Annotated in this window: 22 protein-coding genes; 11 read left to right on the top strand and 11 right to left on the bottom strand. The window is 64.0% G+C overall.

Annotation, left to right across the window (positions count from 1 at the left end; all coding sequences use genetic code 11):
• Nucleotides 1–224: 224 nt before the first annotated feature.
• Entirely contained in the window at nt 225–356 is a 132-nt protein-coding gene (locus TRIHO_RS24350) for a hypothetical protein (protein WP_269745375.1), read from the top strand.
• A gap of 63 nt (nt 357–419) precedes the next feature.
• Here TRIHO_RS24350 and ureG read toward each other — a convergent pair whose 3' ends face one another.
• The 10 genes from ureG to TRIHO_RS22895 form a co-directional block, all read right to left on the bottom strand.
• On the bottom strand, nt 420–1,061 hold the full coding sequence (gene ureG / locus TRIHO_RS22935) for an urease accessory protein UreG (RefSeq protein WP_068249107.1): 642 nt from the start codon (nt 1,059–1,061) through the stop codon (nt 420–422).
• Complete coding sequence (locus tag TRIHO_RS22930) at nt 1,058–1,714, bottom strand: urease accessory protein UreF (RefSeq protein WP_068249105.1); 657 nt, start codon at nt 1,712–1,714, stop codon at nt 1,058–1,060. Before TRIHO_RS22930 ends, ureG begins: the two co-directional genes overlap by 4 nt.
• Entirely contained in the window at nt 1,704–2,240 is a 537-nt protein-coding gene (gene ureE, locus TRIHO_RS22925; protein ID WP_068249103.1) for an urease accessory protein UreE, read from the bottom strand. Before ureE ends, TRIHO_RS22930 begins: the two co-directional genes overlap by 11 nt.
• A 49-nt stretch (nt 2,241–2,289) precedes the next feature.
• Nucleotides 2,290–2,517 (bottom strand): hypothetical protein, encoded by a 228-nt coding sequence (locus TRIHO_RS22920; RefSeq protein WP_068249101.1) that lies wholly within the window; start codon nt 2,515–2,517, stop codon nt 2,290–2,292.
• A gap of 378 nt (nt 2,518–2,895) precedes the next feature.
• Nucleotides 2,896–4,632, bottom strand: a complete 1,737-nt coding sequence (gene ureC, locus TRIHO_RS22915; protein ID WP_068249099.1) for an urease subunit alpha — start codon at nt 4,630–4,632, stop codon at nt 2,896–2,898.
• 86 nt (nt 4,633–4,718) lie between these two features.
• A complete protein-coding gene (locus TRIHO_RS22910; RefSeq protein WP_068249097.1) occupies nt 4,719–5,039 on the bottom strand; it encodes a hypothetical protein in 321 nt (106 codons plus the stop codon).
• Nucleotides 5,036–5,341 carry an urease subunit beta gene (locus TRIHO_RS22905; RefSeq protein ID WP_068249095.1) on the bottom strand — a complete coding sequence of 102 codons (306 nt, stop codon included), beginning with the start codon at nt 5,339–5,341 and terminating at the stop codon, nt 5,036–5,038. Before TRIHO_RS22905 ends, TRIHO_RS22910 begins: the two co-directional genes overlap by 4 nt.
• On the bottom strand, nt 5,338–5,508 hold the full coding sequence (locus TRIHO_RS23630; RefSeq protein WP_106406221.1) for a peptidase M23: 171 nt from the start codon (nt 5,506–5,508) through the stop codon (nt 5,338–5,340). Before TRIHO_RS23630 ends, TRIHO_RS22905 begins: the two co-directional genes overlap by 4 nt.
• Nucleotides 5,509–5,531: 23 nt before the next feature.
• On the bottom strand, nt 5,532–5,834 hold the full coding sequence (locus TRIHO_RS22900) for an urease subunit gamma (protein WP_068249093.1): 303 nt from the start codon (nt 5,832–5,834) through the stop codon (nt 5,532–5,534).
• A 21-nt stretch (nt 5,835–5,855) separates the two neighbouring features.
• On the bottom strand, nt 5,856–6,686 hold the full coding sequence (locus tag TRIHO_RS22895; RefSeq protein ID WP_068249091.1) for an urease accessory protein UreD: 831 nt from the start codon (nt 6,684–6,686) through the stop codon (nt 5,856–5,858).
• Nucleotides 6,687–7,299: 613 nt separating this feature from the next.
• On the opposite strand from TRIHO_RS22895, the gene urtA reads away from it, so the two are divergent.
• The 6 genes from urtA to TRIHO_RS22865 all read left to right on the top strand — a co-directional run bounded on the left by urtA (nt 7,300) and on the right by TRIHO_RS22865 (nt 14,735).
• On the top strand, nt 7,300–8,580 hold the full coding sequence (gene urtA / locus TRIHO_RS22890) for an urea ABC transporter substrate-binding protein (RefSeq protein WP_068249089.1): 1,281 nt from the start codon (nt 7,300–7,302) through the stop codon (nt 8,578–8,580).
• A 107-nt stretch (nt 8,581–8,687) separates the two neighbouring features.
• Complete coding sequence (gene urtB, locus TRIHO_RS22885) at nt 8,688–10,688, top strand: urea ABC transporter permease subunit UrtB (protein ID WP_068249087.1); 2,001 nt, start codon at nt 8,688–8,690, stop codon at nt 10,686–10,688.
• 81 nt (nt 10,689–10,769) lie between these two features.
• Entirely contained in the window at nt 10,770–11,936 is a 1,167-nt protein-coding gene (urtC, locus tag TRIHO_RS22880; protein WP_068249085.1) for an urea ABC transporter permease subunit UrtC, read from the top strand.
• A 5-nt stretch (nt 11,937–11,941) separates the two neighbouring features.
• Nucleotides 11,942–12,682, top strand: coding sequence for an urea ABC transporter ATP-binding protein UrtD (gene urtD / locus TRIHO_RS22875; RefSeq protein ID WP_068249154.1), 741 nt, complete (start codon nt 11,942–11,944; stop codon nt 12,680–12,682).
• Nucleotides 12,683–12,686: 4 nt separating this feature from the next.
• Nucleotides 12,687–13,382: an urea ABC transporter ATP-binding subunit UrtE gene (gene urtE / locus TRIHO_RS22870; RefSeq protein ID WP_068249083.1), complete on the top strand. Its 696-nt coding sequence runs from the start codon at nt 12,687–12,689 to the stop codon at nt 13,380–13,382.
• 240 nt (nt 13,383–13,622) lie between these two features.
• Nucleotides 13,623–14,735 carry a CaiB/BaiF CoA transferase family protein gene (locus tag TRIHO_RS22865; protein WP_068249081.1) on the top strand — a complete coding sequence of 371 codons (1,113 nt, stop codon included), beginning with the start codon at nt 13,623–13,625 and terminating at the stop codon, nt 14,733–14,735.
• A gap of 17 nt (nt 14,736–14,752) precedes the next feature.
• Here TRIHO_RS22865 and TRIHO_RS22860 read toward each other — a convergent pair whose 3' ends face one another.
• Entirely contained in the window at nt 14,753–15,553 is an 801-nt protein-coding gene (locus tag TRIHO_RS22860) for a helix-turn-helix transcriptional regulator (RefSeq protein ID WP_068249079.1), read from the bottom strand.
• Between the two features lie 147 nt (nt 15,554–15,700).
• Between TRIHO_RS22860 and TRIHO_RS22855 the strand changes: the two genes are divergently transcribed.
• The 4 genes from TRIHO_RS22855 (at nt 15,701) to TRIHO_RS22840 (ending at nt 20,808) form a co-directional block, all read left to right on the top strand.
• A complete protein-coding gene (locus TRIHO_RS22855; protein WP_082705290.1) occupies nt 15,701–17,692 on the top strand; it encodes a CocE/NonD family hydrolase in 1,992 nt (663 codons plus the stop codon).
• 242 nt (nt 17,693–17,934) lie between these two features.
• Entirely contained in the window at nt 17,935–18,912 is a 978-nt protein-coding gene (locus TRIHO_RS22850; RefSeq protein ID WP_082705289.1) for a glycosyltransferase family 2 protein, read from the top strand.
• On the top strand, nt 18,912–19,331 hold the full coding sequence (locus TRIHO_RS22845; protein WP_232367865.1) for a GtrA family protein: 420 nt from the start codon (nt 18,912–18,914) through the stop codon (nt 19,329–19,331). The genes TRIHO_RS22850 and TRIHO_RS22845 overlap by 1 nt, the downstream gene beginning before the upstream one ends.
• Before the next feature lie 13 nt (nt 19,332–19,344).
• Complete coding sequence (locus tag TRIHO_RS22840; protein WP_068249077.1) at nt 19,345–20,808, top strand: hypothetical protein; 1,464 nt, start codon at nt 19,345–19,347, stop codon at nt 20,806–20,808.
• Nucleotides 20,809–20,821: the final 13 nt, after the last annotated feature.

The following is a 20,821-nucleotide window of genomic DNA, read 5'->3' as shown; positions in this document are numbered from 1 at the left end:
CGGGCGGCGGGGCAGTTGCGCGTGTCCACGGGTGTTGCCAATGGTCCTGACCTTCTGCTTGCTGCCGCCCGGAGCCTATATGCCACGGCGGCGGGACGGGACCAACAGAAGATCTGTGTTTTTCAGCTCTTGTGTGATGCGGTTCATATTTCCGGCGATCCGTCGCTGATATCAAAAGCAGACAAGAGGGCGATGTTCAGCCCCTGATCGCCGGAGGATTGGATATGATCCAGCACATTAAAACCATTGCATTGGCCGCCTTGATCGCGGTCGTTTCCCTGACCAAGGCCTATGCCACCGACAGCGCCTGTGCCGAGACCATGCCCGCCGGGCACGTCGTCCTGACGCAGGACTGAACGGACTGAGGGCCGCCGTCCCGCCCCCAATCTTGAGGGAGGCAGGTGGCGGCGCGATTGCGGTCAGGCGGGTTCGGCCTGTGCGACCGGGTGGTCAATGCCGCCGATGTCGCACAGATGGCGGACCACGGCCTCGACCCCGTCGCCATGGCGCAGGGCCGTAAAGACAAACGGCAGCCCGCGACGCATGCGGGTGGCGTCCCGCTCCATCACCTCGAGGGAGGCGCCGACATGGGGCGCCAGATCGGTCTTGTTGATGATCAGTACATCTGACCGGGTGATCGCCGGGCCGCCCTTGCGGGGGATTTCCTCACCCGCGGCCACGTCGATCACATAGAGCGTCACATCCGCCAGCTCTGGCGAGAAGGTGGCCGACAGGTTGTCGCCGCCCGACTCGATCAGCACGATCTCCAGGTCCGGATGGCGTTTTTGCATCTCGGCGACGGCCGCCAGGTTGATCGAGGCATCCTCGCGGATTGCGGTATGCGGACAGCCGCCGGTTTCAACCCCGATCACCCGGTCCTGCGGCAGGATCTGCATGCGCATCAGCGCCTCGGCATCCTCCTGCGTGTAGATGTCATTGGTGATGACCCCGATGGAATGGTGATCCTTCAGCGCCCGGGCGAGCTGGGCGGTGAGGGTGGTTTTGCCGGCCCCGACGGGGCCACCGATGCCCACGCGGAGCGGGCCGTTCTGAGTGCTCATGAGCGGAAGATCCTTGAATATTGGGTTTCGTGGCGCATCGAGGCGATGTCGGCGGCAAAGCAGGCGCCGTGCAGGTCGTCGAGAGTTCCGGCGGCGGCGGTCGCTGCGGTGGCGCTGATCTGCGGTGCGAGGGCCGACAGCCGCCGCTGTGCCTCCAGCTGACCCAGCGACAGCAGCCGCTGGCCGGCCGCGATCAGGTTCGACACAAAGGCGTGCAGATACATCTGCAAAGTCAGCTCCAGCGGAATGTCATGCTGGCGGGCCGCATATCCCAGGGCCACCGGGTAGGTCAGCCCCGGCAGATCGCCATCCCAGAGATCGCTCCAGATCGCGGCAGTGGTCTGACAGAAGGCCGCCCCTTGCAGGTCAGTTTCACGCAGCCGTTCCGCCGATGGGCAGAAGGCGCGGGCGAGCTGGTCGATCTCGGTCAGATCGGCCTGCCCCTGGGCGCGGTAGGCCGCCGCAAGAAGCACCGCATCGGATTGCCCGCCGCCATGGGTCAGCAGGCCCCGCAGCCAGTCCGACAGCGCCTCACCGGTGCCAACCTGCGCCTCTGCCACCGCGTATTCCAGCCCGTGCGAATAGGCAAAGGCCCCGACCGGATAGGCCGGCGAGAGCCATTGCATCAGGAGAAGTGCCGGATCAGTGCTCATGGCTGTGATCGTGGTCGGCGTGGTCCGGGTGGCTGTGTGCATGGCCGTGGCCGCCATCGTGGTGCGTATGGCCGTGTTCATGCGCATGGGTGCGGCCATGGCCATAGGCGCCGCCTTCGGGGGTGAAGGGCTCCTCCACCTCGCGCACCTCGGCCCCGAGATGGCCCAGCATGGCGCGAATCACGTGATCGCGCTGGATCAGCAGGCGGGTTTCTTCGATCTGGCAGGGGGTGTGGCGGTTGCCGATATGCCAGGCAATGCGCGGCAAATGCGCGGCCGTGACCTCCAGCAGCGGTTCCGGTGCGGCCTGCACAAGGACTTCGCCGCCGCCCTCCAGCAGAAGGACGCCACCGTGATTCAAGGATGTGGTCTGAGACAGGTCGACCAGCAGCCGCGCGCCACTTTCGCAGGTCAGAACCTTGCGGCGCAAAAAGCGGGCGTCATAATCGAGCACCACACGGTCACGGGGGCTCTGGTCATGGGCGTGGTCGTGGTAGCTTTGGGCGGTCAACCGGGGGGCGCTCATGCGGAGGCCCCCAGGTTGATTCTATCAGCGTGTATCCGGGCGAGGTGGCTCAGATGTACATGATGTCGCCAAAGGCGTGCTTGACGATATCTTCGCGCTTGATGCCGCGGGCGGCCAATTCGGCGTCCGACAGATCCATCAGGTTGCGCGCGCGCTTCAGGCGCTGGTTGGATTCGGCCATGGTCACGAGCCCGTTTCCGATCGCGCGGAAGAAGCCGGCAATCAGGGCCAGCGGGTTCAGGGTGTTGGTTGCTTGTGCGTTCGATGCAAATGCCATTGGGATATGCTCCTGTGTTCAAGGTTATCGCTCCCGTGGCTTCAACATAGCTGCATCGCAGCAAATAGGTTAGTGGTTCTGACGCATTCCCGTCATGCACCAGAGTCAACGTTAGGGATTTCGCAATATTTTTTCGCATCATTTCAAGGCTCTGATCGTTTAGCAGTCGTTTGTGGTCCCGGACCCCAGGGTCGGCGGTCCCGACTGGCGCAGTCCGGTCCAGGCCGGAGCGGGGCGTTGCGGGCCTGGTTGCAGCCGCCGGTCTGCGCCGCCTCTTTCCATCCGTACTGTCCCCACCCGTAGAAGTCCCCACAGTACAGTTGCCTTTGGCCTGTGCTGTGGGGGAACCGGGACCGGGCGCGCGGGGACCGGGCCGGGCTAGAACAGGAAATACCGTTGCGCCATTGGCAGTTCCACCGCCGGCTGGCAGGTCAGCAATTCGCCATCTGCGCGGACCTCGTAGGTTTCCGGGTGAACCTCGATATGGGGTGTGGCGTCGTTCAGCTTCAGGGCCGATTTGCCGATCCCGCGCGTGCCCTTCACCGCCAGCGTCTGTTTAGCCAGCCCCAGCGATTTGCCGATGTCGGCCGCCTGCGCCGCCTCGGACACAAAGGTCACCGCGGAATGTTCGACCGAGCGGCCATAGGCGCCCCACATCGGGCGCGAATAGACCGGTTGCGGCGTCGGAATAGAGGCGTTGGGATCGCCCATCTGCGCGCAGACGATGTTCCCGCCCATCAGCACCATTTCCGGTTTCACCCCGAAAAAGGCCGGGTTCCACAGCACCAGATCTGCGCGCTTGCCGGCCTCGATTGACCCGATCTCATGGGCGATGCCATGGGCGATTGCCGGATTGATGGTGTATTTCGCCACATAGCGGCGGACGCGGAAGTTGTCGTTTTCGCCGCTCTCGTCCGCCAGACGCCCGCGCTGTTTCTTCATCTTATCGGCGGTTTGCCAGGTGCGGATGATGACCTCGCCGACGCGCCCCATCGCCTGGCTGTCCGATGCAATGATCGAAAACGCGCCCATGTCGTGCAGGATGTCCTCGGCCGCGATGGTTTCGCGCCGGATGCGGCTTTCGGCAAAGGCGACGTCCTCGGGGATCGATTTGTCCAGATGGTGGCAGACCATCAGCATGTCGAGATGTTCTTCCAGCGTGTTGACGGTGAAGGGCCGCGTCGGGTTGGTCGAGGAGGGCAGCACATGTTCTTCGCCGCAGATCTTGATGATGTCCGGCGCGTGGCCGCCCCCGGCGCCCTCGGTGTGAAAGGCGTGGATCGTACGGCCCTTCATCGCCTTGACCGTATGTTCGACAAACCCCGACTCGTTCAAGGTGTCGGTGTGGATCATCACCTGCACGTCCATCGCGTCGGCCACGGCCAGGCAGCAGTCGATGGCGGCCGGGGTGGTGCCCCAGTCCTCGTGCAGTTTCAGCGCACAGGCGCCGGCGTTGATCTGCTCTTCCAGTGCGGCCGGCAGCGAGGCATTGCCCTTGCCCGCAAACGCGAGGTTCATCGGGAAGGCATCTGCGGCCTGCATCATGCGACCAAGGTGCCAGGCACCGGGGGTACAGGTGGTGGCCAATGTCCCATGGGCCGGCCCGGTGCCTCCGCCCAGCATGGTGGTGAGGCCGGAATGCAGAGCGTCCTCGATCTGTTGCGGGCAGATATAGTGAATATGGCTGTCAAAACCGCCTGCGGTCAGGATGCGCCCCTCGCCGGCGATCACCTCGGTGCCGGGGCCGACAATGATGTCGACGCCGGGCTGGGTGTCCGGGTTGCCGGCCTTGCCGATGGCGTGGATCCGGCCATCGCGCAGGCCGACGTCGGCCTTGTAGATGCCGGTCCAGTCCAGGATCAGCGCATTGGTAATGACGGTGTCCACGGCACCGGCGGCGCGGGTGGCCTGCGATTGCCCCATCCCGTCCCGGATCACCTTGCCGCCGCCGAATTTGACCTCCTCGCCATACATCGGGGCGTTTTGCCCGGCGGCGAGTGCGGTCAGGTCGCGCTCGACCTCGATGATGAGGTCGGTATCGGCAAGGCGCAGCTTGTCACCGGTGGTGGGGCCATACATGGCGGCATAGTCGGAGCGGGAAATGCGTGCGGGCATGAAACGGGTCTCCTAGAGATCAGGGCGATGCGCCCCGGCGGTGGGCCCGATGGGTCGAGCGGGCGGCGATCCGGGGCTTTGGGGGCTCAGCTGCGTGTCGGGCCGCGCTTGACCAGCCGGCCGACATTGGATTTGGTGGTCCGGCGAATGGGGCGCAGGGCCTGGTCGAGCGTCTTGTCGAGACCCTGTCCCTTCATCGTGCCGGTGACCATGGCAGTCGCGGCCTTGTGAAAGGCCTGCTGTTTTTCGGTGACCATTCTGGTGTTCTCGCCGGGGGCCACGGCCCAGAGCCCGGCCATTCCCATCAGTCGCATCCAGATCACGGCGCCCGCCTCCATCGACATGAGGGTGGCCTGGGTCTGAAATTTCACAAATGCGAAAGGATCAAAACGCGAAACTCTGGTCATAAGTCACCCATGACAGCTTGGTTGAAGCCAAAAACTCTGCGGGCCCCCGAAATGGGGATCAGCGACACCTCGCGGCGCTGGCCGGGTTCAAACCGGACGGCGGTGCCCGAGGCGATGTCCAGGCGCAGGCCACGCGCGGCGGCGCGGTCGAAATCCAGCGCCGGGTTGGTCTCGGCGAAGTGATAATGGCTGCCGACCTGCACCGGGCGGTCGCCGGTGTTGGCGACCATCAGGGTGATGGCCTCGGCGCCTTCGTTGAGGATCAGCTCGCCCGCTGCGGGAAAAATCTCGCCGGGGATCATTTGCGGCCGCCCCGCATCAGGCTGGCGCAGCCGATGGCGACAACCGCGACCACGACGAGGGCGATCCAGGTTTCGGCGCCATGCGGATGCACATGGGCCCCGCCATGGGCCAGCGCAGAGCGGGTGGTGAACAGGAGGGCGGCAGCGGCAAGGGGCAGGGTTTTCATGATCTGTATTCTCCGGGGGACTGTCAGCGAATGGGGTTGTGAACGGTCACCAGTTTGGTGCCATCGGGAAAGGTCGCCTCGACCTGGACCTCGTGGATCATTTCGGGCACGCCGACCATGCATTGATCGCGGCTGATGACCTCGGCCCCGGCCTGCATCATTTCGGCCACCGACCGGCCGTCGCGGGCGCCTTCGACCACCGCATCGGTGATCAGGGCAATCGCTTCCGGGTGGTTCAGCTTGACGCCACGGGCCAGGCGTTTGCGCGCCACTTCGGCCGCCATGGCGACCAGCAGCTTGTCTTTTTCTCTGGGGGTCAGGTTCATCGGTTCCACACTTTCATGAGGTCAAAGTCTCCAGCACCGGGGCAGGCCGCCGTCGGTCAGCCGGTCGAGGATCGGCAACAGGCTCTGGCGCAGGACAAAGCTGTCCACCGCCAAAAGCCGCAGGTGAATGAGGTCGGGGGCCAGCAGCGAGGCCCCGCCAAGGGCTGTGCCACCGGCGGGCAGCGCGGCGCGCAGCCAGTCGCAGGCGGCCTCGGCCTCGGGTGCGGCGAGGAGCACGGTCGCCATCGCCCCGCAGGGCGCGGCAAGGACGCCGGCGGTGCCGGGACCGGCCAGATGCGCGGCAAGGTCGCCGTGCAGGCGAATGGCATCGTGGTAGATGCGGCGCCCGGCGCGATACACCTCGATCCGGTCCTGAAACCGCGCCGAGGACAGATGCTCGCCCATGGCCGCGCGGCCAAAGACCAGCGGCTCCACCAGCAGCAGACGGCCCCCTTCGGCCAGATCGGCGCGCAGGTGACGGTCGAAATCGCAGGTCTGAAACAGGATGGTTTCCTGGGGCAACCAGTTGAGGCTGGCGCCCTCGGCCACCGTCAGCGTGCTGCGCATCTGGCCGGTCTGGCCGGTCTGGGCGCGATAGGCACGCTCGGCCGCTTGGGTGGTGAGGGTCAGCTGGGCCTCGGCCCCCGCGGTGGCCTCGACCGCGAAACGGTCGCCCCCGGTGATGCCACCGGCGGTATTGACCATGACGGCCTCGACCGGGGGGCGTCCCTGCGGGAACAAGAGTTTCAGCGCCCCGGACTGGCGCAGCCCGTCCAGCGCCACGCAGCCATCGCGGCGTCGCTTGGCAGAGACAAAGACACGCCCGACCGCGCGCGGCTGATCCGCGACCACCGGGGCGCCCTGCTGCGCCGTGATTTGGGCGATGCTGTTGATCTGACCTTACTCCCCCTTTGTCGCCGCAGCTCTTGACCAACCGGCCACCCTGCCGATCGGATCGACCGGGTGGTCAGCGGTGCCTGGCGCGACCCGGTGCGCAGGCGCACCGGCCATTCCATATGTTCGCAACTGCGCCGCAGGTGCCACGGCGCGCCGCCTCCTGCGGTACACTGTGTTTGATAACCTTTTCCCAGCCAAGTCGCGAAACTGCCAATTTCCACCGCAGAATTGCAACGCGTCGTGGGTCTGGTGATTAATTTTGCGGCGGGTTGCGCAAAACATGCCCAAGAAACAAGCATGTCGATATTTTGCGCAGGGCGCCCACTGTCGGCAATTGCCAAGCGATCCAGCGCTGCCGAAACCTTAGGCGGGCCGAGGGCGACAAAGACTTCCACAAGAGATGTCGTCACCCTGCGGGCTTTCATTTGAAGACGTGTGGCGACCGTACGAATTGCACCTCGGTCGGGCCGCCACACTTATGCGCAACAACAGTTGCAGGGACACAGGTAACGTTCCGCTGCCCGAGGGGCAAGGGACCGCTATCGCCGTGACCTGCATGGAGGGATCTATGACATTTCTGAATAAAACCGCTGCCAGCGCGCTGGCCCTGACCCTGGGCGCGGGCGCGGCCATGGCCGCCGATTGCCCGATCAAAGTGGGTGTCCTGCACTCGCTGTCCGGCACCATGGCGATTTCTGAAACCACCCTGAAAGACACCATGCTGATGCTGGTGGACGATCAGAACGAAAAAGGCGGCCTTTTGGGCTGCGAGCTTGAGGCGGTCGTCGTTGACCCGGCCTCCGACTGGCCACTGTTTGCCGAAAAGGCACGCGAGCTGCTGAGCGTCCACGATGTGGATGTGATCTTCGGAAACTGGACATCGGTCAGCCGGAAGTCCGTCCTGCCGGTGATCGAAGAGCTGAACGGCCTGCTGTTCTACCCTGTGCAGTACGAAGGTGAAGAATCGTCTAAGAACGTCTTTTACACCGGCGCCGCGCCCAACCAGCAGGCCATCCCTGCAACCGATTATTTCCTGGAAGAGCTGGGCGTTGAAAAATTCGCGCTGCTCGGCACCGACTATGTCTACCCGCGTACCACCAACAACATTCTGGAAAGCTACCTGAAAGAAAAGGGCATCGCGGAATCCGACATTTTCGTCAACTACACGCCCTTTGGCCATTCCGACTGGTCCAAGATCGTCTCTGACGTCGTCGCGCTCGGCGCGGATGGCAAAAAGGTCGGCGTGATCTCCACCATCAACGGCGACGCCAACATCGGTTTCTACAAGGAACTGGCGGCAGCGGGTATTTCTGCGGACGACATTCCTGTCGTGGCCTTCTCCGTCGGTGAAGAAGAACTCTCCGGTCTGGACACATCGAACCTGGTCGGTCACCTCGCGGCATGGAACTACTTCCAGTCCGCCGATACCGAGGCCAACGCGGCCTTTATCGAAAAGTGGAAGACCCTGATGGGGGAAGAGCGCGTCACCAACGACCCGATGGAAGCGCATTACATCGGGTTCAACATGTGGGCCAACGCGGTGACCGCGGCAGAAACCACCGATGTGGATGCCGTGCGGACGGCGATGTACGGTCAGGAATTCCCGAACCTCACCGGTGGAACCGCGGTCATGCTGCCGAACCACCACCTGGCCAAGCCGGTTCTGATCGGCGAAATCCAGGAAGATGGCCAGTTTGACATCATTTCCGCCACCGACCCGGTGCCGGGCGATGCCTGGACCGATTTCCTGCCGGCCTCTGCCGTGCTGAAGTCCGATTGGAAAGACCTGGGCTGCGGTATGTACAACACCACGACCGAAACCTGCGTCCAGCTGAAATCAAACTACTGATTGCGGCACACAGGATATGAAAGGCACCCGGGCGGGAAGGCTCGCCCGGGTGCTGCAGTCATGACCCCCGGCACGAACCGGGCGGCAACAGGGTCGGACCTTTTTACATGTCAAAATTCCTTCACGCCTGTCGCATTCTGATCTGTGGTGTCTTTGTGCTGCTGGCGCAGGCTGCCCTTGCGCAGGACGATACCGCGCCGGATCCGCAGCCGGGCCAGCTCGGACCGTTGCAAACGGTTCTACAACAGGATGCAGCGCTGATCGCCAAAGCCTCCCGGACCACGATCGGCCCGATCATCGACGCCATCGTCGCCTCTGAATTGCCCAGCGTTCCGCACTTCCTCTCGGCCTGGCAGAACAAGGACGTCTGGCAGCGCGCCGAAGACGGGTTGTTTTTTGTCGCGACCAAGGCGGATGGCAAGACCTACAGGCTGCTGGATCTCGACACCGGCACCGAGGTCGGCACGGCTGCCAAGGATGAGCTTGACCAGCTGAAACCCAACAGCGGCGTGCGGGGGCTGATTGCCACCGCCCTGGTGCAGTTCCAGCTTTCCGATCCCAATCGCGATACCCGGGTCGAGGCGCTGGTAGCCATCGAACGCCGTCCCGGTCCCGATTTGCTGACCCCTTTGCGCGCCTCGATCCCGGCCGAGCCGGATGCCGAGCTGAAGGCGCGCAAGACCCGGATCGAACGGCTTCTGACCATGGCCTATGACGCAGATCCCGCCGCGCGGATCGACGCGATCGAAGCGATGTCGACCGACCTTGGTGTCGATGTCCGCGCCGCCCTGAACCCTTTGGTGGCGACGCAGCGCCAGGTCGCGCAGACCCTGCCCGAAGACATCAACTTGGCCCGTGAATTGACCCCCGGTAGCGAGGATCTGTCGCGTGACGCGGCCTATGTCATGCTCGTCGACGCCGGGCTGGCACCGCCGCACCAATCCGCGGCCGAGCTGAAATCGCAGCTGTCTCAGCATATTGACGCAGGTCGCGTCGGCGGTGTTCCGGTCGCACAGCTGTCGAACCCAGAGGCCCGCGTTACCGCCTATGCCGCGCTGGCCGCCGCGGGCGTCGTGCCGCAGTTGGTGACAGAGGCGGATGTCGACGCCGCCCTCGCGTCCCATGTCTTCTTTGAAAGCTACGCCGAAAAAGACCCCGCCGTGACGGCCGCTGCCAATGCCGCCCTTGCCACCATCGCAACACGGGTCGGGGTGAACCAGGCGCTGGACCTCGGTCTTGACGCGATCTCGCTGGCGTCGATCTATTTTCTGGCGGCCATCGGGCTGGCCATCACCTTTGGCCTGATGGGGGTCATAAACATGGCCCATGGTGAATTCATCATGATGGGCGCCTATACCGGCTATGTGGTGCAACAGGTGATCCCCAACCATACGGTGTCCATCCTCGTGGCCATCCCGCTGGCCTTCGCCGTGACCTTTGCGGCCGGGGTAGCGATGGAACGCCTGGTGATCCGGCACCTCTATCACCGTCCGCTGGAAACGCTGCTGGCGACCTTCGGGATCTCCATTGCCCTGCAGCAATTGGCGAAGAATATTTTCGGCACCCAGGCCCGCCCGCTGACCTCTCCAGGCTGGCTGGACGGGGCCCTGGTGATGAACGACGTGCTCGCCATCAGCTATATCCGGATCGCCATCTTCGTGCTGGCGCTGATCTTCCTCGGGCTCTTCCTCTTCCTGATGAAACGCACCCGTCTGGGGCTGGAAACCCGCGCCGTGACCCAGAACCCCCGCATGGCGGCCTCGATGGGCATCAACCCGGGCCGGGTGAACATGCTGACCTTCGGGCTTGGCTCCGGCATCGCCGGTATCGCTGGGGTTGCCATCGGCCTTTACGCCAAGGTCACCTCTGAACTTGGCGCGGACTACATCGTGCAAAGCTTCATGACCGTCGTCGTCGGTGGGGTCGGCAACATCTGGGGCGCTCTCCTGGGCGCGACCATGATCGGTTCGCTGCAAAAGGGCATCGAGTGGCTCAACCCCTCCAACACCCTGGCAGCGCAGACCTATATGATCATCTTCATCATCATCTTCATTCAGTTCCGACCGCGCGGCATCATCGCGCTCAAGGGCCGGGCGGCGGGGGATTGATCATGACCTCTTGCCTTCATCTTTTCAGAAATACCTCGGGGGGTGCGGGGGGCTGGTCCCCCGCGCGGAAAGGTCCGTTCCATGCGTAAATCCTTTATCGGGCAGAACCCGTCGATCCTGATTTTCCTGCTTTGCCTTGCGGCCTTTACCCTGGCGGTCAGCCTCCTGGCCGAAGGGTTCGGCATCGGTGTCCTGTCCACCAGTTTCATCAAGACCCTGGGCAAGACGCTGTGCCTTTGCCTCGTGGCCATCGCGATGGATCTGATCTGGGGCTATTGCGGCATTCTCTCCCTCGGGCATTTCGCCTTTTTCGGCCTTGGTGGCTATATGATCGGGATGTGGCTGATGTATGCCCGAACCGAAATCATCGTCCAGAACGCGCTGGCGCAGGGGGATATTCCGCCCACCGCGCAGGAGGTGATCGACGGTATCGGCAGTCAGATTTTCGGCGTCGTCGGCAGTTCCGACTTCCCGGTGATCTGGGTCTTTGCCGACAGTCTGGTGCTGCAGCTTCTGCTGGTCCTGGTGGTTCCCGGCGTGCTGGCGCTGGTCTTTGGCTGGCTGGCCTTTCGCAGCCGGGTCGCCGGCGTCTATCTGTCGATCCTGACCCAGGCGATGACCCTGGCGCTGGCGCTCTACCTGTTTCAGAACGATAGCGGCCTGCGCGGCAACAACGGCCTGTCCGGGCTGCAGAACCTGCCCGGGGTCACCGCGCCGCAATCCGTTGTCTCCATGTGGTTCTTCTGGGCCTCGGCGCTGGCGCTGGGCGCGGGCTATCTGGTCAGCGCCTGGGTGATTTCGGGCAAATTCGGGTCGGTCATCCGGGGCATTCGCGACAACGAGGCGCGGGTCCGGTTCCTGGGCTACCCGGTAGAGACGTTCAAGCTGATGCTCTTCACCCTGACCGCGATGATCGCGGCCATCGCGGGGGCGCTTTATTATCCGCAGGCGGGCATCATCAACCCGGCGGAAATCGCCCCTATCGCCTCGATCTATCTGGCGGTCTGGGTGGCGATTGGCGGGCGCGGCCGACTATATGGCGCGGTGCTGGGGGCGGCCTTTGTGTCGCTGGTTTCGACCTGGTTCACCGGCGGTCAGGCCCCGGATATCAACCTGGGCTTTTACACCGTGCAGTGGGTCGACTGGTGGCAAGTGATCCTTGGGATTTCCTTCGTTCTGGTCACGCTGTTCGCCCCCAAGGGCATTGGCGGGCTGTTTGACCTGCTGAAACGGGAGTCCCGGTCATGAGCCAGATGAACACACTTCTTGAGGTTTCTGGCGTGTCCGTCTCCTTCGACGGGTTCAAGGCGATCAACAACCTGAGTTTCCAGATCGGTCCGGCAGAACTGCGCGCGGTGATCGGGCCGAATGGCGCGGGCAAGACGACCTTTATGGATATTGTCACCGGCAAGACCCGGCCCGACGAAGGACGGGTGCTGTTTGGCGAAAAATCCGTCTCGCTGCTGGCGATGAGCGAGGCAAAGATCGCCCAGGCCGGGGTCGGGCGGAAGTTTCAGAAGCCGACCGTGTTTGAAGAGCAAAGCGTTCATGAAAACCTGATGATGGCGCTGAAGGCGCCGCGCGTCTGGTGGTCGGTGCTGACCTTTCGACCCGAAGCGCCGGATATGGCGCGGGTGCAGGAGCTGGCCGATCAGGTCGGCTTGCGCGACCAGCTTGACCGGATCGCGGGCGAACTCAGCCATGGACAGAAACAATGGCTGGAAATCGGCATGTTGCTGGCGCAGGAGCCGCGTCTGCTACTGGTGGATGAACCCGCCGCCGGCATGACACCGGAGGAGCGCGAACATACCACGGATCTGCTGGTCGAAGCGGCCAAGACCCGCGCTGTCGTCGTTGTGGAACATGACATGGAATTTGTCCGCCGCCTGAACTGCAAGGTCACGGTGCTGCACGAAGGCTCCGTTCTGGCCGAGGGCGGGCTGGATCACGTGACGGCCAATCCGGACGTCATCGACGTTTACCTGGGGCGCTAGAATTATGCTGGATCTGAACGATATCACTTTGCATTACGGCCATAGCCAGATCCTGAAAGGGATCTCCCTGCAGGCCGTGGTGGGCGAAGTCACCTGTGTCATGGGGTGCAACGGGGTCGGCAAGACGTCATTGATGAAGGCGATCACCGGCACCCATGCGCGCTCTGGCGGCAGCGTGCAGCTGAATGGCGAGACGCTGGGCGTGCTGCCCGCGCATGCGCTGGCGCAGAAGGGCATTGCCTATGTGCCCCAGGGGCGCGACATCTTTCCGTTGCTGACGGTCAAGGAAAACCTCGAAACCGGCTTCGCTTGCCTGCCTGCCAGCGAGCATTTCATCCCGGACCATATTTTCGAGCTGTTTCCGGTGCTGAAAGAGATGATCGCCCGACGGGGCGGCGATCTGTCCGGCGGGCAGCAGCAGCAATTGGCAATCGCGCGGGCGTTGATTTCGCGGCCCAAGCTTCTGGTGCTGGACGAGCCGACCGAGGGTATCCAGCCCAATATCATCACCCAGATCGGCGAGGTGATCAAACTGCTGCGCGATCAGGGCGAGATGGCGATCATCCTGGTGGAGCAGTATTTCGACTTTGCCTATGCGCTGGCCGACCGTTTCGTGGTTCTGCGCCGGGGCGAGGTGGTGCTGGCGGGGCAAAAAGGCGACGTCGCGCGGGAGGCGCTTCTGGAGGGCGTGTCGGTCTGATCCGCCCCTCGGGGCAGCGGGGCCGGGGGGCTCCCGCCCGGTGGTGTCTGCATTGAAAATGCCGCCACACCCGTTGGGCCCGGCAGCGCACCTGCGGTGCGCTGGGCGCCTGTTTGGCCGCTGATGCAGGCCAGCAAGGGGAGCGAAGGGCCGATGTCGCGTGGCGGAAGGCTTGGCCTTCGGGGCGGGCCTCGGTTAGAGAGGCGGGACCTGTGACCCTCGCATAAAGGATGCCCGCTCATGACCCCGCTGAAAGGCCTCAAAGTGGTGGAACTCGCCCGCATTCTTGCCGGCCCCTGGATTGGCCAGGCGCTGGCGGATCTGGGCGCAGAAGTGGTCAAGGTGGAAAGCCCCGAAGGCGATGACACCCGCCGCTGGGGGCCGCCATTTATCGAGCGCGACGGCGACCGTACGGCGGCCTATTACTATGCCGCCAACCGGGGCAAGACCTGTGTGACGGCAGATTTCCGCAGCCCCGAAGGCCAGGCCGAGGTGCGTGCGCTGGTACGCGAGGCCGATATCCTGATCGAGAATTTCAAGGTCGGCGGATTGGCGAAATACGGGCTGGACTATGCCAGCCTGGCAGAGCTGAACCCGCGCCTGGTCTACTGCTCGGTCACCGGTTTTGGCCAGGACGGCCCCTATGCCAGCCGGGCGGGCTATGACTTTCTGCTGCAGGGCATGTCGGGGTTGATGTCCATCACCGGTGCCGCCGATGGCGAGCCGCAGAAGGTCGGCGTGGCGATCACCGATGTGGTCACCGGCCTTTATGGCACCATCGGCATTCTGGCCGCGGTGGAACAGCGCCACCGCACTGGCCGTGGGCAGCATATCGACATGTCGTTGCTGGACTGCGCCACCGCGATGCTGGCGAACCAGAACATGAACTATCTGACCACCGGGCAAAGCCCGACCCGGATGGGCAACGAACACCCCAATATCGCCCCCTATCAGGTGATGGCGGTGCGCGATGGCCATGTGATCCTGGCGGTGGGCAACGATGGCCAGTTCAGCCGTCTTTGCGATGTGCTGAACCTTGGCGGGCTGAAAAGCGATCCGCGGTTTCAGACCAATCAGCTGCGGGTGGCCAATCGGGAGGCGCTGACGCCGGTGCTGGCTGCGGCACTGGCACAATGGCCCCGGGACGCGCTCCTGGCGGCCTTGGAGGCGGCGACGGTGCCGGCGGGGCCGATCAACACCATCGGGCAGGCCTTTGACGATGCGCAGATCCAGCATCGTGGGCTTCGGATTGCGCCAGAAGGTGTGCCCGGGGTGCGCGGACCATGGGTGTTTTCCGACGCCGAGCTGGCGTTGGACCGCAGCGCGCCCGTGTTGCCCCGCAAGGAGAGCTGAGGGCTGAGGCCTGGGACCTAGCTGGGCGGAAATGCTTCCGGCGCGAGGCTGAGCGGCGCGTCCTCGCCCAGCAGTCGCCGCACCTTGGGATCCAACCGCGCACTGTCCTGCGCAAATGCGCCGGTCGCGGCAAGGGCGGCGCGGGCTGTCAGTTTTTCCTCCAGTCGCAGCCAGACCGTGCGGCTGGAAAAGGGCCGTCGGCTGGCGCCGGCAGACACGCCCAGTGTCAGCCCTTGCAGATAAGAGATCTGATGCGGGTGCTCTGGCATCAGAATGGTTTCTGATATCGCGCCCACCTCGTTGCGGGGCCTTTCGCAGAGGCAGAGCCGCCCGCCGCGGGCCGCCACCAGCCCCCGGTAGGCGCTGCGCTGGCGAATGCTGCCATCCCTGGCGCGGGCGCGTTCAAAGGTATGGCTGACCACGTAGCCGTCGATTTCCTTGAGCCGGACAAGCGACCGCAACACCTGTCCCGGCCAGGTGGGGGTGCGGTAGTAGGCGTGGTAGCTGCCCAGAAAACGGCGCAGCAATCGGGCCTGATCGGCGAACCCCTGACCAAGGTGCAAGAGCGGAGCGGGCAGCGGGGGCGTTGGTCGCGGGCGGTGCCGGGCGGCAAAGGCTGCGGGGTCGCTAAACAGCTCTGCCTCTGGCACCGCGAAATGGCGGGCGATGCGGCGCAGGTTATGAGCGGAGGGCAGCCCCTTGCCGGAGAGGTAGCGATTGAATTGCTGGCGGTTCAGGCCGATGTCTCGGCAGATCTGCGCAATCGAGGGGGCCTCGGCGCAGAGGAAGCGCAAGTTGCTGGAAAAATCGGTGTGCATGGCGCTGCCTTTCGCGATCTGACACGATTATGCGTAGCCTCGCTAACAGTCGCGTACAAGTGCGGAGTTTTCTTTACGGCGATGCTGCCGCAGGCTGGGTTTGACAGGGCGCCCACCGCGCCCGCCAGATCGAAGGATTGAAGAGCCGTGCCAACAGAGCTGACCCCGATCACCGTGACTGACCATTTGTGGATCCCGCTGCCAGATGGTCGCCGCCTCGCCGCCCGGATGTGGTGCCCGGAGGGGGAGGGCCCGTTTCCGGCGATTCTGGAGTATCTGCCCTATCGCAAACGCGACGGCACCGCGCCGCGCGATGCCACAACGCATCCGGTCTTTGCCGCCCATGGCTATGCCTGCATCCGGGTGGATATCGCAGGATCGGGCGATAGTGACGGCCGGTTCGACGACGAATATTCCGAACAGGAACTCGCCGACGGCGAAGCGGTGCTGGACTGGATCGCGGCGCAGGGCTGGTCCACCGGCAAGGTCGGAATGATCGGGATTTCCTGGGGCGGCTTCAATGGCTTGCAACTGGCGTTTCGGCGGCCAGCGCCGCTCCGGGCGGTGGTGTCTGTGGCCTCGACCGTGGACCGCTATGCGGATGACATCCACTATATGGGCGGCTGTCTGCTGAGCGACAACAAGAACTGGTCGAGCCAGATGTTCGCCTATATGACACGGCCGCTGGACCCGGACCTGCGCCCGGATTGGCGCGAGGAATGGTTGGGCCGGATCCGAGAACTGCCCTTCATGGGGGCAGAGTGGCTGAAGCATCAGACGCGGGATGACTTCTGGAAACATGGCTCCATCTGCGAGGACTGGTCGGCGATTACCGCCCCTGTGCTGGCCATCACCGGTTGGGCAGATGCCTATGTGAACGCGCCGCCCGCGATCGCGTCAAACCTGTCTTCGGCTCCGGGCAAGGCACTGATGGGGCCCTGGGAACACCGCTATGGGCATATCTCCAAACTGCAAGCGTCGGACTTTCATGGCGAGGTGCTGCGCTGGTTCGATCAATATCTGAAGGGCGAAGAGACGGGCGCGGCAGAATTGCCCGATTACCGTGCCTTTGTTCAGGACCATTTCAACCCGACCGCCAAGAACACGCCGCGCAAGGGGCGCTGGGTGGCGGAGGCGCAGTGGCCCTCGCCGCATGTGCAGGAGGTGACCTGGCCGCTGGCCGTGGGCGGATTTGCACAAGCGCCCGAGACCGGCCGGGTCACGGTCTCGAACCCTGCGACGCTGGGGCAGGCGGGGGGATATTTTTGCGCCGGGATGCGGATCGACAACGAACTGCCCGAAGATCAGCAGGGCGATGATGCCCTGTCGCTCTGTTTTGACACTGACGCGCTGGCGGCGCCGCTGGAACTGCTTGGCCGACCCCGGGTGCGGCTGCGGTTCCAGGTGGACAAACCGGTGGCGCAGGTGATGGCGCGGCTCTGCGATGTGGCCCCGGATGGGGTGTCGCAGCGGATCAGCTACCGCGCCCGCAATCTCTGTCACGACGACAGCCACGAGCACGCGACCCGGCTGGTGCCGGGCGAGGTCTATGAGGTGGATTTTGAGCTGAACGAATGTGCACATCGCCTGGCCGCCGGGCATCGGCTGCGGCTGGCCCTGTCCACCTCTTATTGGCCCATCGTCTGGCCCGCCCCCGAAGTGGCGCAGATCACCCTGGAGCTGGAAGGCTGTGCCCTGATTTTGCCGGAACGCCGGGTGCAGGACGAAATCGACCCGGTGGCACCGCCGCCGGCCCGAGACTATCCGGTGCTCGCCGCCACGGACATCCGGCCGGCATCTGGCAGGTCCAACCGGCAGGTAACAGCGGACGGCCGCCATGTTCTGGAAACGTTTGACGACTATGGCAAGGCAGAGAACCCGGACCACGGGTTGGTGGTCGGCAGCAGCGTGATGATGCGCTACTCGATCCACCCGGACGACCCGTCCACGGCCTGTTTCGAGAGCGACTGGACCTTTGAATTCGCGCGGGGGGACTGGCAGGTCGAGGTGCTGACCGAAAATCGGATGACCTGTGACCGGACGGATTTCCACCTCTGGCGCAAGGTCGTGGCACGGGAAAACGGCGCGGTCGTCCTGACTCAGGAGTGGCGCGAATCGGTGCCGCGAGGTGTGCTCTGACATCGGCGGCGGGCATTCTAACTGCGCAATTTTAAAGACAAAATCAGCAATCCCATGGCAGCAATGTGGCGCGGGTCTTATCGCCGCCACAGGGCTGCCACGATGCGTGTCCAAAAGCTCACAACCCGTTAACCAAATGGTGTGAAAGTGCTGTCACGCGCCTGTCGGGGTTTGAAACCCGCCGGGGCGCACCTGCACATTAGCGCGCAAGAGTGCAGCTGGATAAAGTGAGGGCAGCCCCCATGCTACTGTCGGTCGTGGTACCGTGTTACAATGAGGAAGAGTCGATCCCGCTGCTGGTGGAGCGCCTGTTGGCGGCGGTTGCGCCCTGGGCGGGCCAGACCGAAGTCATCCTGATCGACGATGGCTCCACCGATGGCACCTGGGCGGCTCTGGAAGCTGCCCATGCCCGCCACCCTCAGGTGCGCGGCTTGAAACTGTCGGCAAACCGGGGCCACCAGATTGCCCTGACAGCGGGTCTGGCCGCCGCCGAGGGGCAACGCATTTTCATGCTTGATGCAGATCTGCAGGACCCGCCGGAGATCCTGCCGGAGATGATGGGGCTGATGGATGCGGGCTATGATGTGGTCTATGGCAAACGCGCCGAACGGCAGGGGGAGACCCTGTTCAAAAAGGCCTCCGCCTGGGCGTTCTATCGCTTTCTCAACGCGCTGTCGGATGTGAAAATTCCCAAGGACACCGGCGATTTTCGCCTTGTCAGTCGCCGTGCGCTGGACAGCGTGTTGCAGATGCCGGAACGGTCGCGGTTCGTGCGCGGCATGTTTGCCTGGGTGGGCTTTCGTCAGATCGGGGTGGAGTATCAGCGAGAGGCCCGCGCGGCGGGCGAAACGAAATACCCGCTGAAGGCGATGCTGAAACTGGCGACTGATGCGCTCACCGGGTTTTCGATCAAGCCCCTGCGCTTTGCCACCCGGTTGTCGTTCTGCACGCTCGGCATTTCCGGGCTGGTCGCGGTCTATGTGTTCCATTCTCTGGTGATGTACCAAACCGCGCCGGGCTGGGCGTCGATGCTGCTGGCGATGTCGTTCTTTTCCGGCATCCAGCTGCTGACCCTTGGCATCATGGGCGAATATATCGGCCGACTTTATATGGAAATGAAACAGCGGCCGCTGTTCTTTGTCGACCAGCAAACCGACGGCTATCAAAGCGAGAGCTTTGATGACATCGAGGCGGACACGCACAGCCGGCAGCAGGCCTGATGAGCGCCATGTCCGCGAATTTTCCCGCCGCGACACGCCACGATCTGGGTCAGATCCTGCGATTCTGCATCGTCGGCACGGGGGTTGCCGGGCTTTACCTGGCGCTGTTCCTGGGCACGGTGCAGCTGGGCCTGCCGATGGGGGTCGCCAATCTCGTCAGCCTCATCTGTGCGGTGCTGGTGCAATATGTGGCGCAGACGGCCTGGACCTTTCGCCGCCCGTTGGCGGTGCCAGAGCAGATCTTTCGGTTCGGATGCACGGTGGCGCTGGGTTTTGTCACCTCGACACTGATCACGGCCGTTGTCGGCCCGCACTTTGGCTGGACGCCGCTGCTGTCCGGGGCCCTGGTGATGATCTGGCTGCCGGTGCAGAACTATGTGATCTTTCGGATCTGGGTCTATGCCGCGCCTGATGAGTAGAGAGGGCGCAGGGATGCCAGTTGCAATCCGCGCCCTGTTTGCGGACCGGATGGGCGTTACTGGCGACCGGAATCTGCGCGGCCTCTTTTTGCTGATCGCGCTGACCTTCGCGGGGCTGATGCTGGCCGCCGCGCCACAGGTGCCGGACCCGTTGCTGCGGCACGACGATTTTCAGGCGCTGTTCAACGATGCACGCGGATATTACCCCAAGACCCGCAGCGAGGGGCGCTGGCTCAATTATCTTTGGTTGCTCTGGACCGATCCCTGGCCCGCCCCGCTGAGCTTTGCGCTGTATCAGGGCAGTTGGGCCGTCTACCTCGGGGCGCTGGTGCATCTGGCTTTCGGGCGCGATACGGAGCTCTGGCGCAAGCTTTCGGTGGCGCTGCTGGCGGGGCTGTCGGCGCCGATGCTGCTGATTTCGTTCTGGTTCAATACATTGCTGCCGGGCGCGATGGTCTGCGCCGCCTATGGCGTGCTGTGCGTTCTGCTGCCGGAGCGGTGGGGGCGCTGGTTGCTGGTGGCCTTCGTGCCGATTGCGCTGATGGGCTACACGATGAACCCGCTCCTGTTGCTGGCGATCTGCCTGACCCGTCGGGATGCGCCGCGGAGTGCGGGGCATCTGGCACAGGTCTTGGCGATTTTCGTCGGCAGCTTTGCGCTGGGCATGCTGCTGATCTACACGCTGAATTTTGCCTATCACGGCGTTTTTGGCATTCCGATGGCTGACTGGCGAACGCCAACTCCGGCGCATGACATCGCCTCGGCCCTGGCGAATGTTGATCGGCTGGTCGAGGTGTTGGCGCTGACCGCGCGGGTCATCTCTTACGATACCATGCCCTTGACCTATGTCCTGCTGGGGCTTGGCCTGCTCGCGCTGTTTCAGGTGGGGCGTCGCGATGTGTGGAAGGCCGCCTATCCGCTGCTCGGCATCGCGATGGGGCTTGCACTGATCGCGGTGCAGGCGATCAAGAGCGGCGTGGTGATGCCGCCACGGGTTCTGGGGTTTGCCTTTGTCTTTTATGCGGTGCTGCTGGGGCATCTGTCGCAGAGCCTGTCGCTGCGCGCGGCGCGGGTGACGCTGGCCGGGCTGGCGATGCTGTTTGCGATGTTTTCGGTCCTGCAATACCGCAATATGGTCAGCTGGCAGCATGAAACGCGCCGCTTCGCGACAGAGATCGGCACCGGTCCGCAGACCCTGTTTGTGACCGGGACCTATCTGTCGATCCCTGCGGTGCGCGGGGCCGCGATCCAGCATGCCCGTGCGCTCCGGCTCCGTCTGGTCTATCTGACCGGTCGCGATGTGGTTCTGTGCGAGGAAGAGCCACAGGCCTGCGAAGCGCTGCCGCCGTCGCTGCGTCACCCCGCCACCGGGCTGGACTGGTCCGTCGCCCATGCGGAGGGTGCCGTCGTCCTGCGCCTGTCGGATATCCCCCTGCGGCCGGCGCGGATCCCCACCCGGCGTCCCGCGGCAAACTAGGCGCCTGTTCGCG

Source organism: Tritonibacter horizontis, from assembly GCF_001518015.1.
Taxonomy (GTDB): domain Bacteria; phylum Pseudomonadota; class Alphaproteobacteria; order Rhodobacterales; family Rhodobacteraceae; genus Epibacterium; species Epibacterium horizontis.
Note: the sequence above shows the minus strand (reverse complement) of the source record. Positions and strands in the feature narration are given on the sequence as shown.

Excerpts from the sequence above, each read along its gene's own strand:
- TRIHO_RS24350 (WP_269745375.1), top strand. The coding sequence starts at position 225 with ATGATCCAGCACATTAAAACCATTGCATTGGCCGCCTTGATCGCGGTC.
- ureG (WP_068249107.1), bottom strand. The coding sequence starts at position 1,061 with ATGAGCACTCAGAACGGCCCGCTCCGCGTGGGCATCGGTGGCCCCGTC.
- TRIHO_RS22930 (WP_068249105.1), bottom strand. The coding sequence starts at position 1,714 with ATGAGCACTGATCCGGCACTTCTCCTGATGCAATGGCTCTCGCCGGCC.
- ureE (WP_068249103.1), bottom strand. The coding sequence starts at position 2,240 with ATGAGCGCCCCCCGGTTGACCGCCCAAAGCTACCACGACCACGCCCAT.
- TRIHO_RS22920 (WP_068249101.1), bottom strand. The coding sequence starts at position 2,517 with ATGGCATTTGCATCGAACGCACAAGCAACCAACACCCTGAACCCGCTG.
- ureC (WP_068249099.1), bottom strand. The coding sequence starts at position 4,632 with ATGCCCGCACGCATTTCCCGCTCCGACTATGCCGCCATGTATGGCCCC.
- TRIHO_RS22910 (WP_068249097.1), bottom strand. The coding sequence starts at position 5,039 with ATGACCAGAGTTTCGCGTTTTGATCCTTTCGCATTTGTGAAATTTCAG.
- TRIHO_RS22905 (WP_068249095.1), bottom strand. The coding sequence starts at position 5,341 with ATGATCCCCGGCGAGATTTTTCCCGCAGCGGGCGAGCTGATCCTCAAC.
- TRIHO_RS23630 (WP_106406221.1), bottom strand. The coding sequence starts at position 5,508 with ATGAAAACCCTGCCCCTTGCCGCTGCCGCCCTCCTGTTCACCACCCGC.
- TRIHO_RS22900 (WP_068249093.1), bottom strand. The coding sequence starts at position 5,834 with ATGAACCTGACCCCCAGAGAAAAAGACAAGCTGCTGGTCGCCATGGCG.
- urtA (WP_068249089.1), top strand. The coding sequence starts at position 7,300 with ATGACATTTCTGAATAAAACCGCTGCCAGCGCGCTGGCCCTGACCCTG.
- urtB (WP_068249087.1), top strand. The coding sequence starts at position 8,688 with ATGTCAAAATTCCTTCACGCCTGTCGCATTCTGATCTGTGGTGTCTTT.
- urtC (WP_068249085.1), top strand. The coding sequence starts at position 10,770 with ATGCGTAAATCCTTTATCGGGCAGAACCCGTCGATCCTGATTTTCCTG.
- urtD (WP_068249154.1), top strand. The coding sequence starts at position 11,942 with ATGAACACACTTCTTGAGGTTTCTGGCGTGTCCGTCTCCTTCGACGGG.
- urtE (WP_068249083.1), top strand. The coding sequence starts at position 12,687 with ATGCTGGATCTGAACGATATCACTTTGCATTACGGCCATAGCCAGATC.
- TRIHO_RS22865 (WP_068249081.1), top strand. The coding sequence starts at position 13,623 with ATGACCCCGCTGAAAGGCCTCAAAGTGGTGGAACTCGCCCGCATTCTT.
- TRIHO_RS22860 (WP_068249079.1), bottom strand. The coding sequence starts at position 15,553 with ATGCACACCGATTTTTCCAGCAACTTGCGCTTCCTCTGCGCCGAGGCC.
- TRIHO_RS22850 (WP_082705289.1), top strand. The coding sequence starts at position 17,935 with ATGCTACTGTCGGTCGTGGTACCGTGTTACAATGAGGAAGAGTCGATC.
- TRIHO_RS22845 (WP_232367865.1), top strand. The coding sequence starts at position 18,912 with ATGAGCGCCATGTCCGCGAATTTTCCCGCCGCGACACGCCACGATCTG.
- TRIHO_RS22840 (WP_068249077.1), top strand. The coding sequence starts at position 19,345 with ATGCCAGTTGCAATCCGCGCCCTGTTTGCGGACCGGATGGGCGTTACT.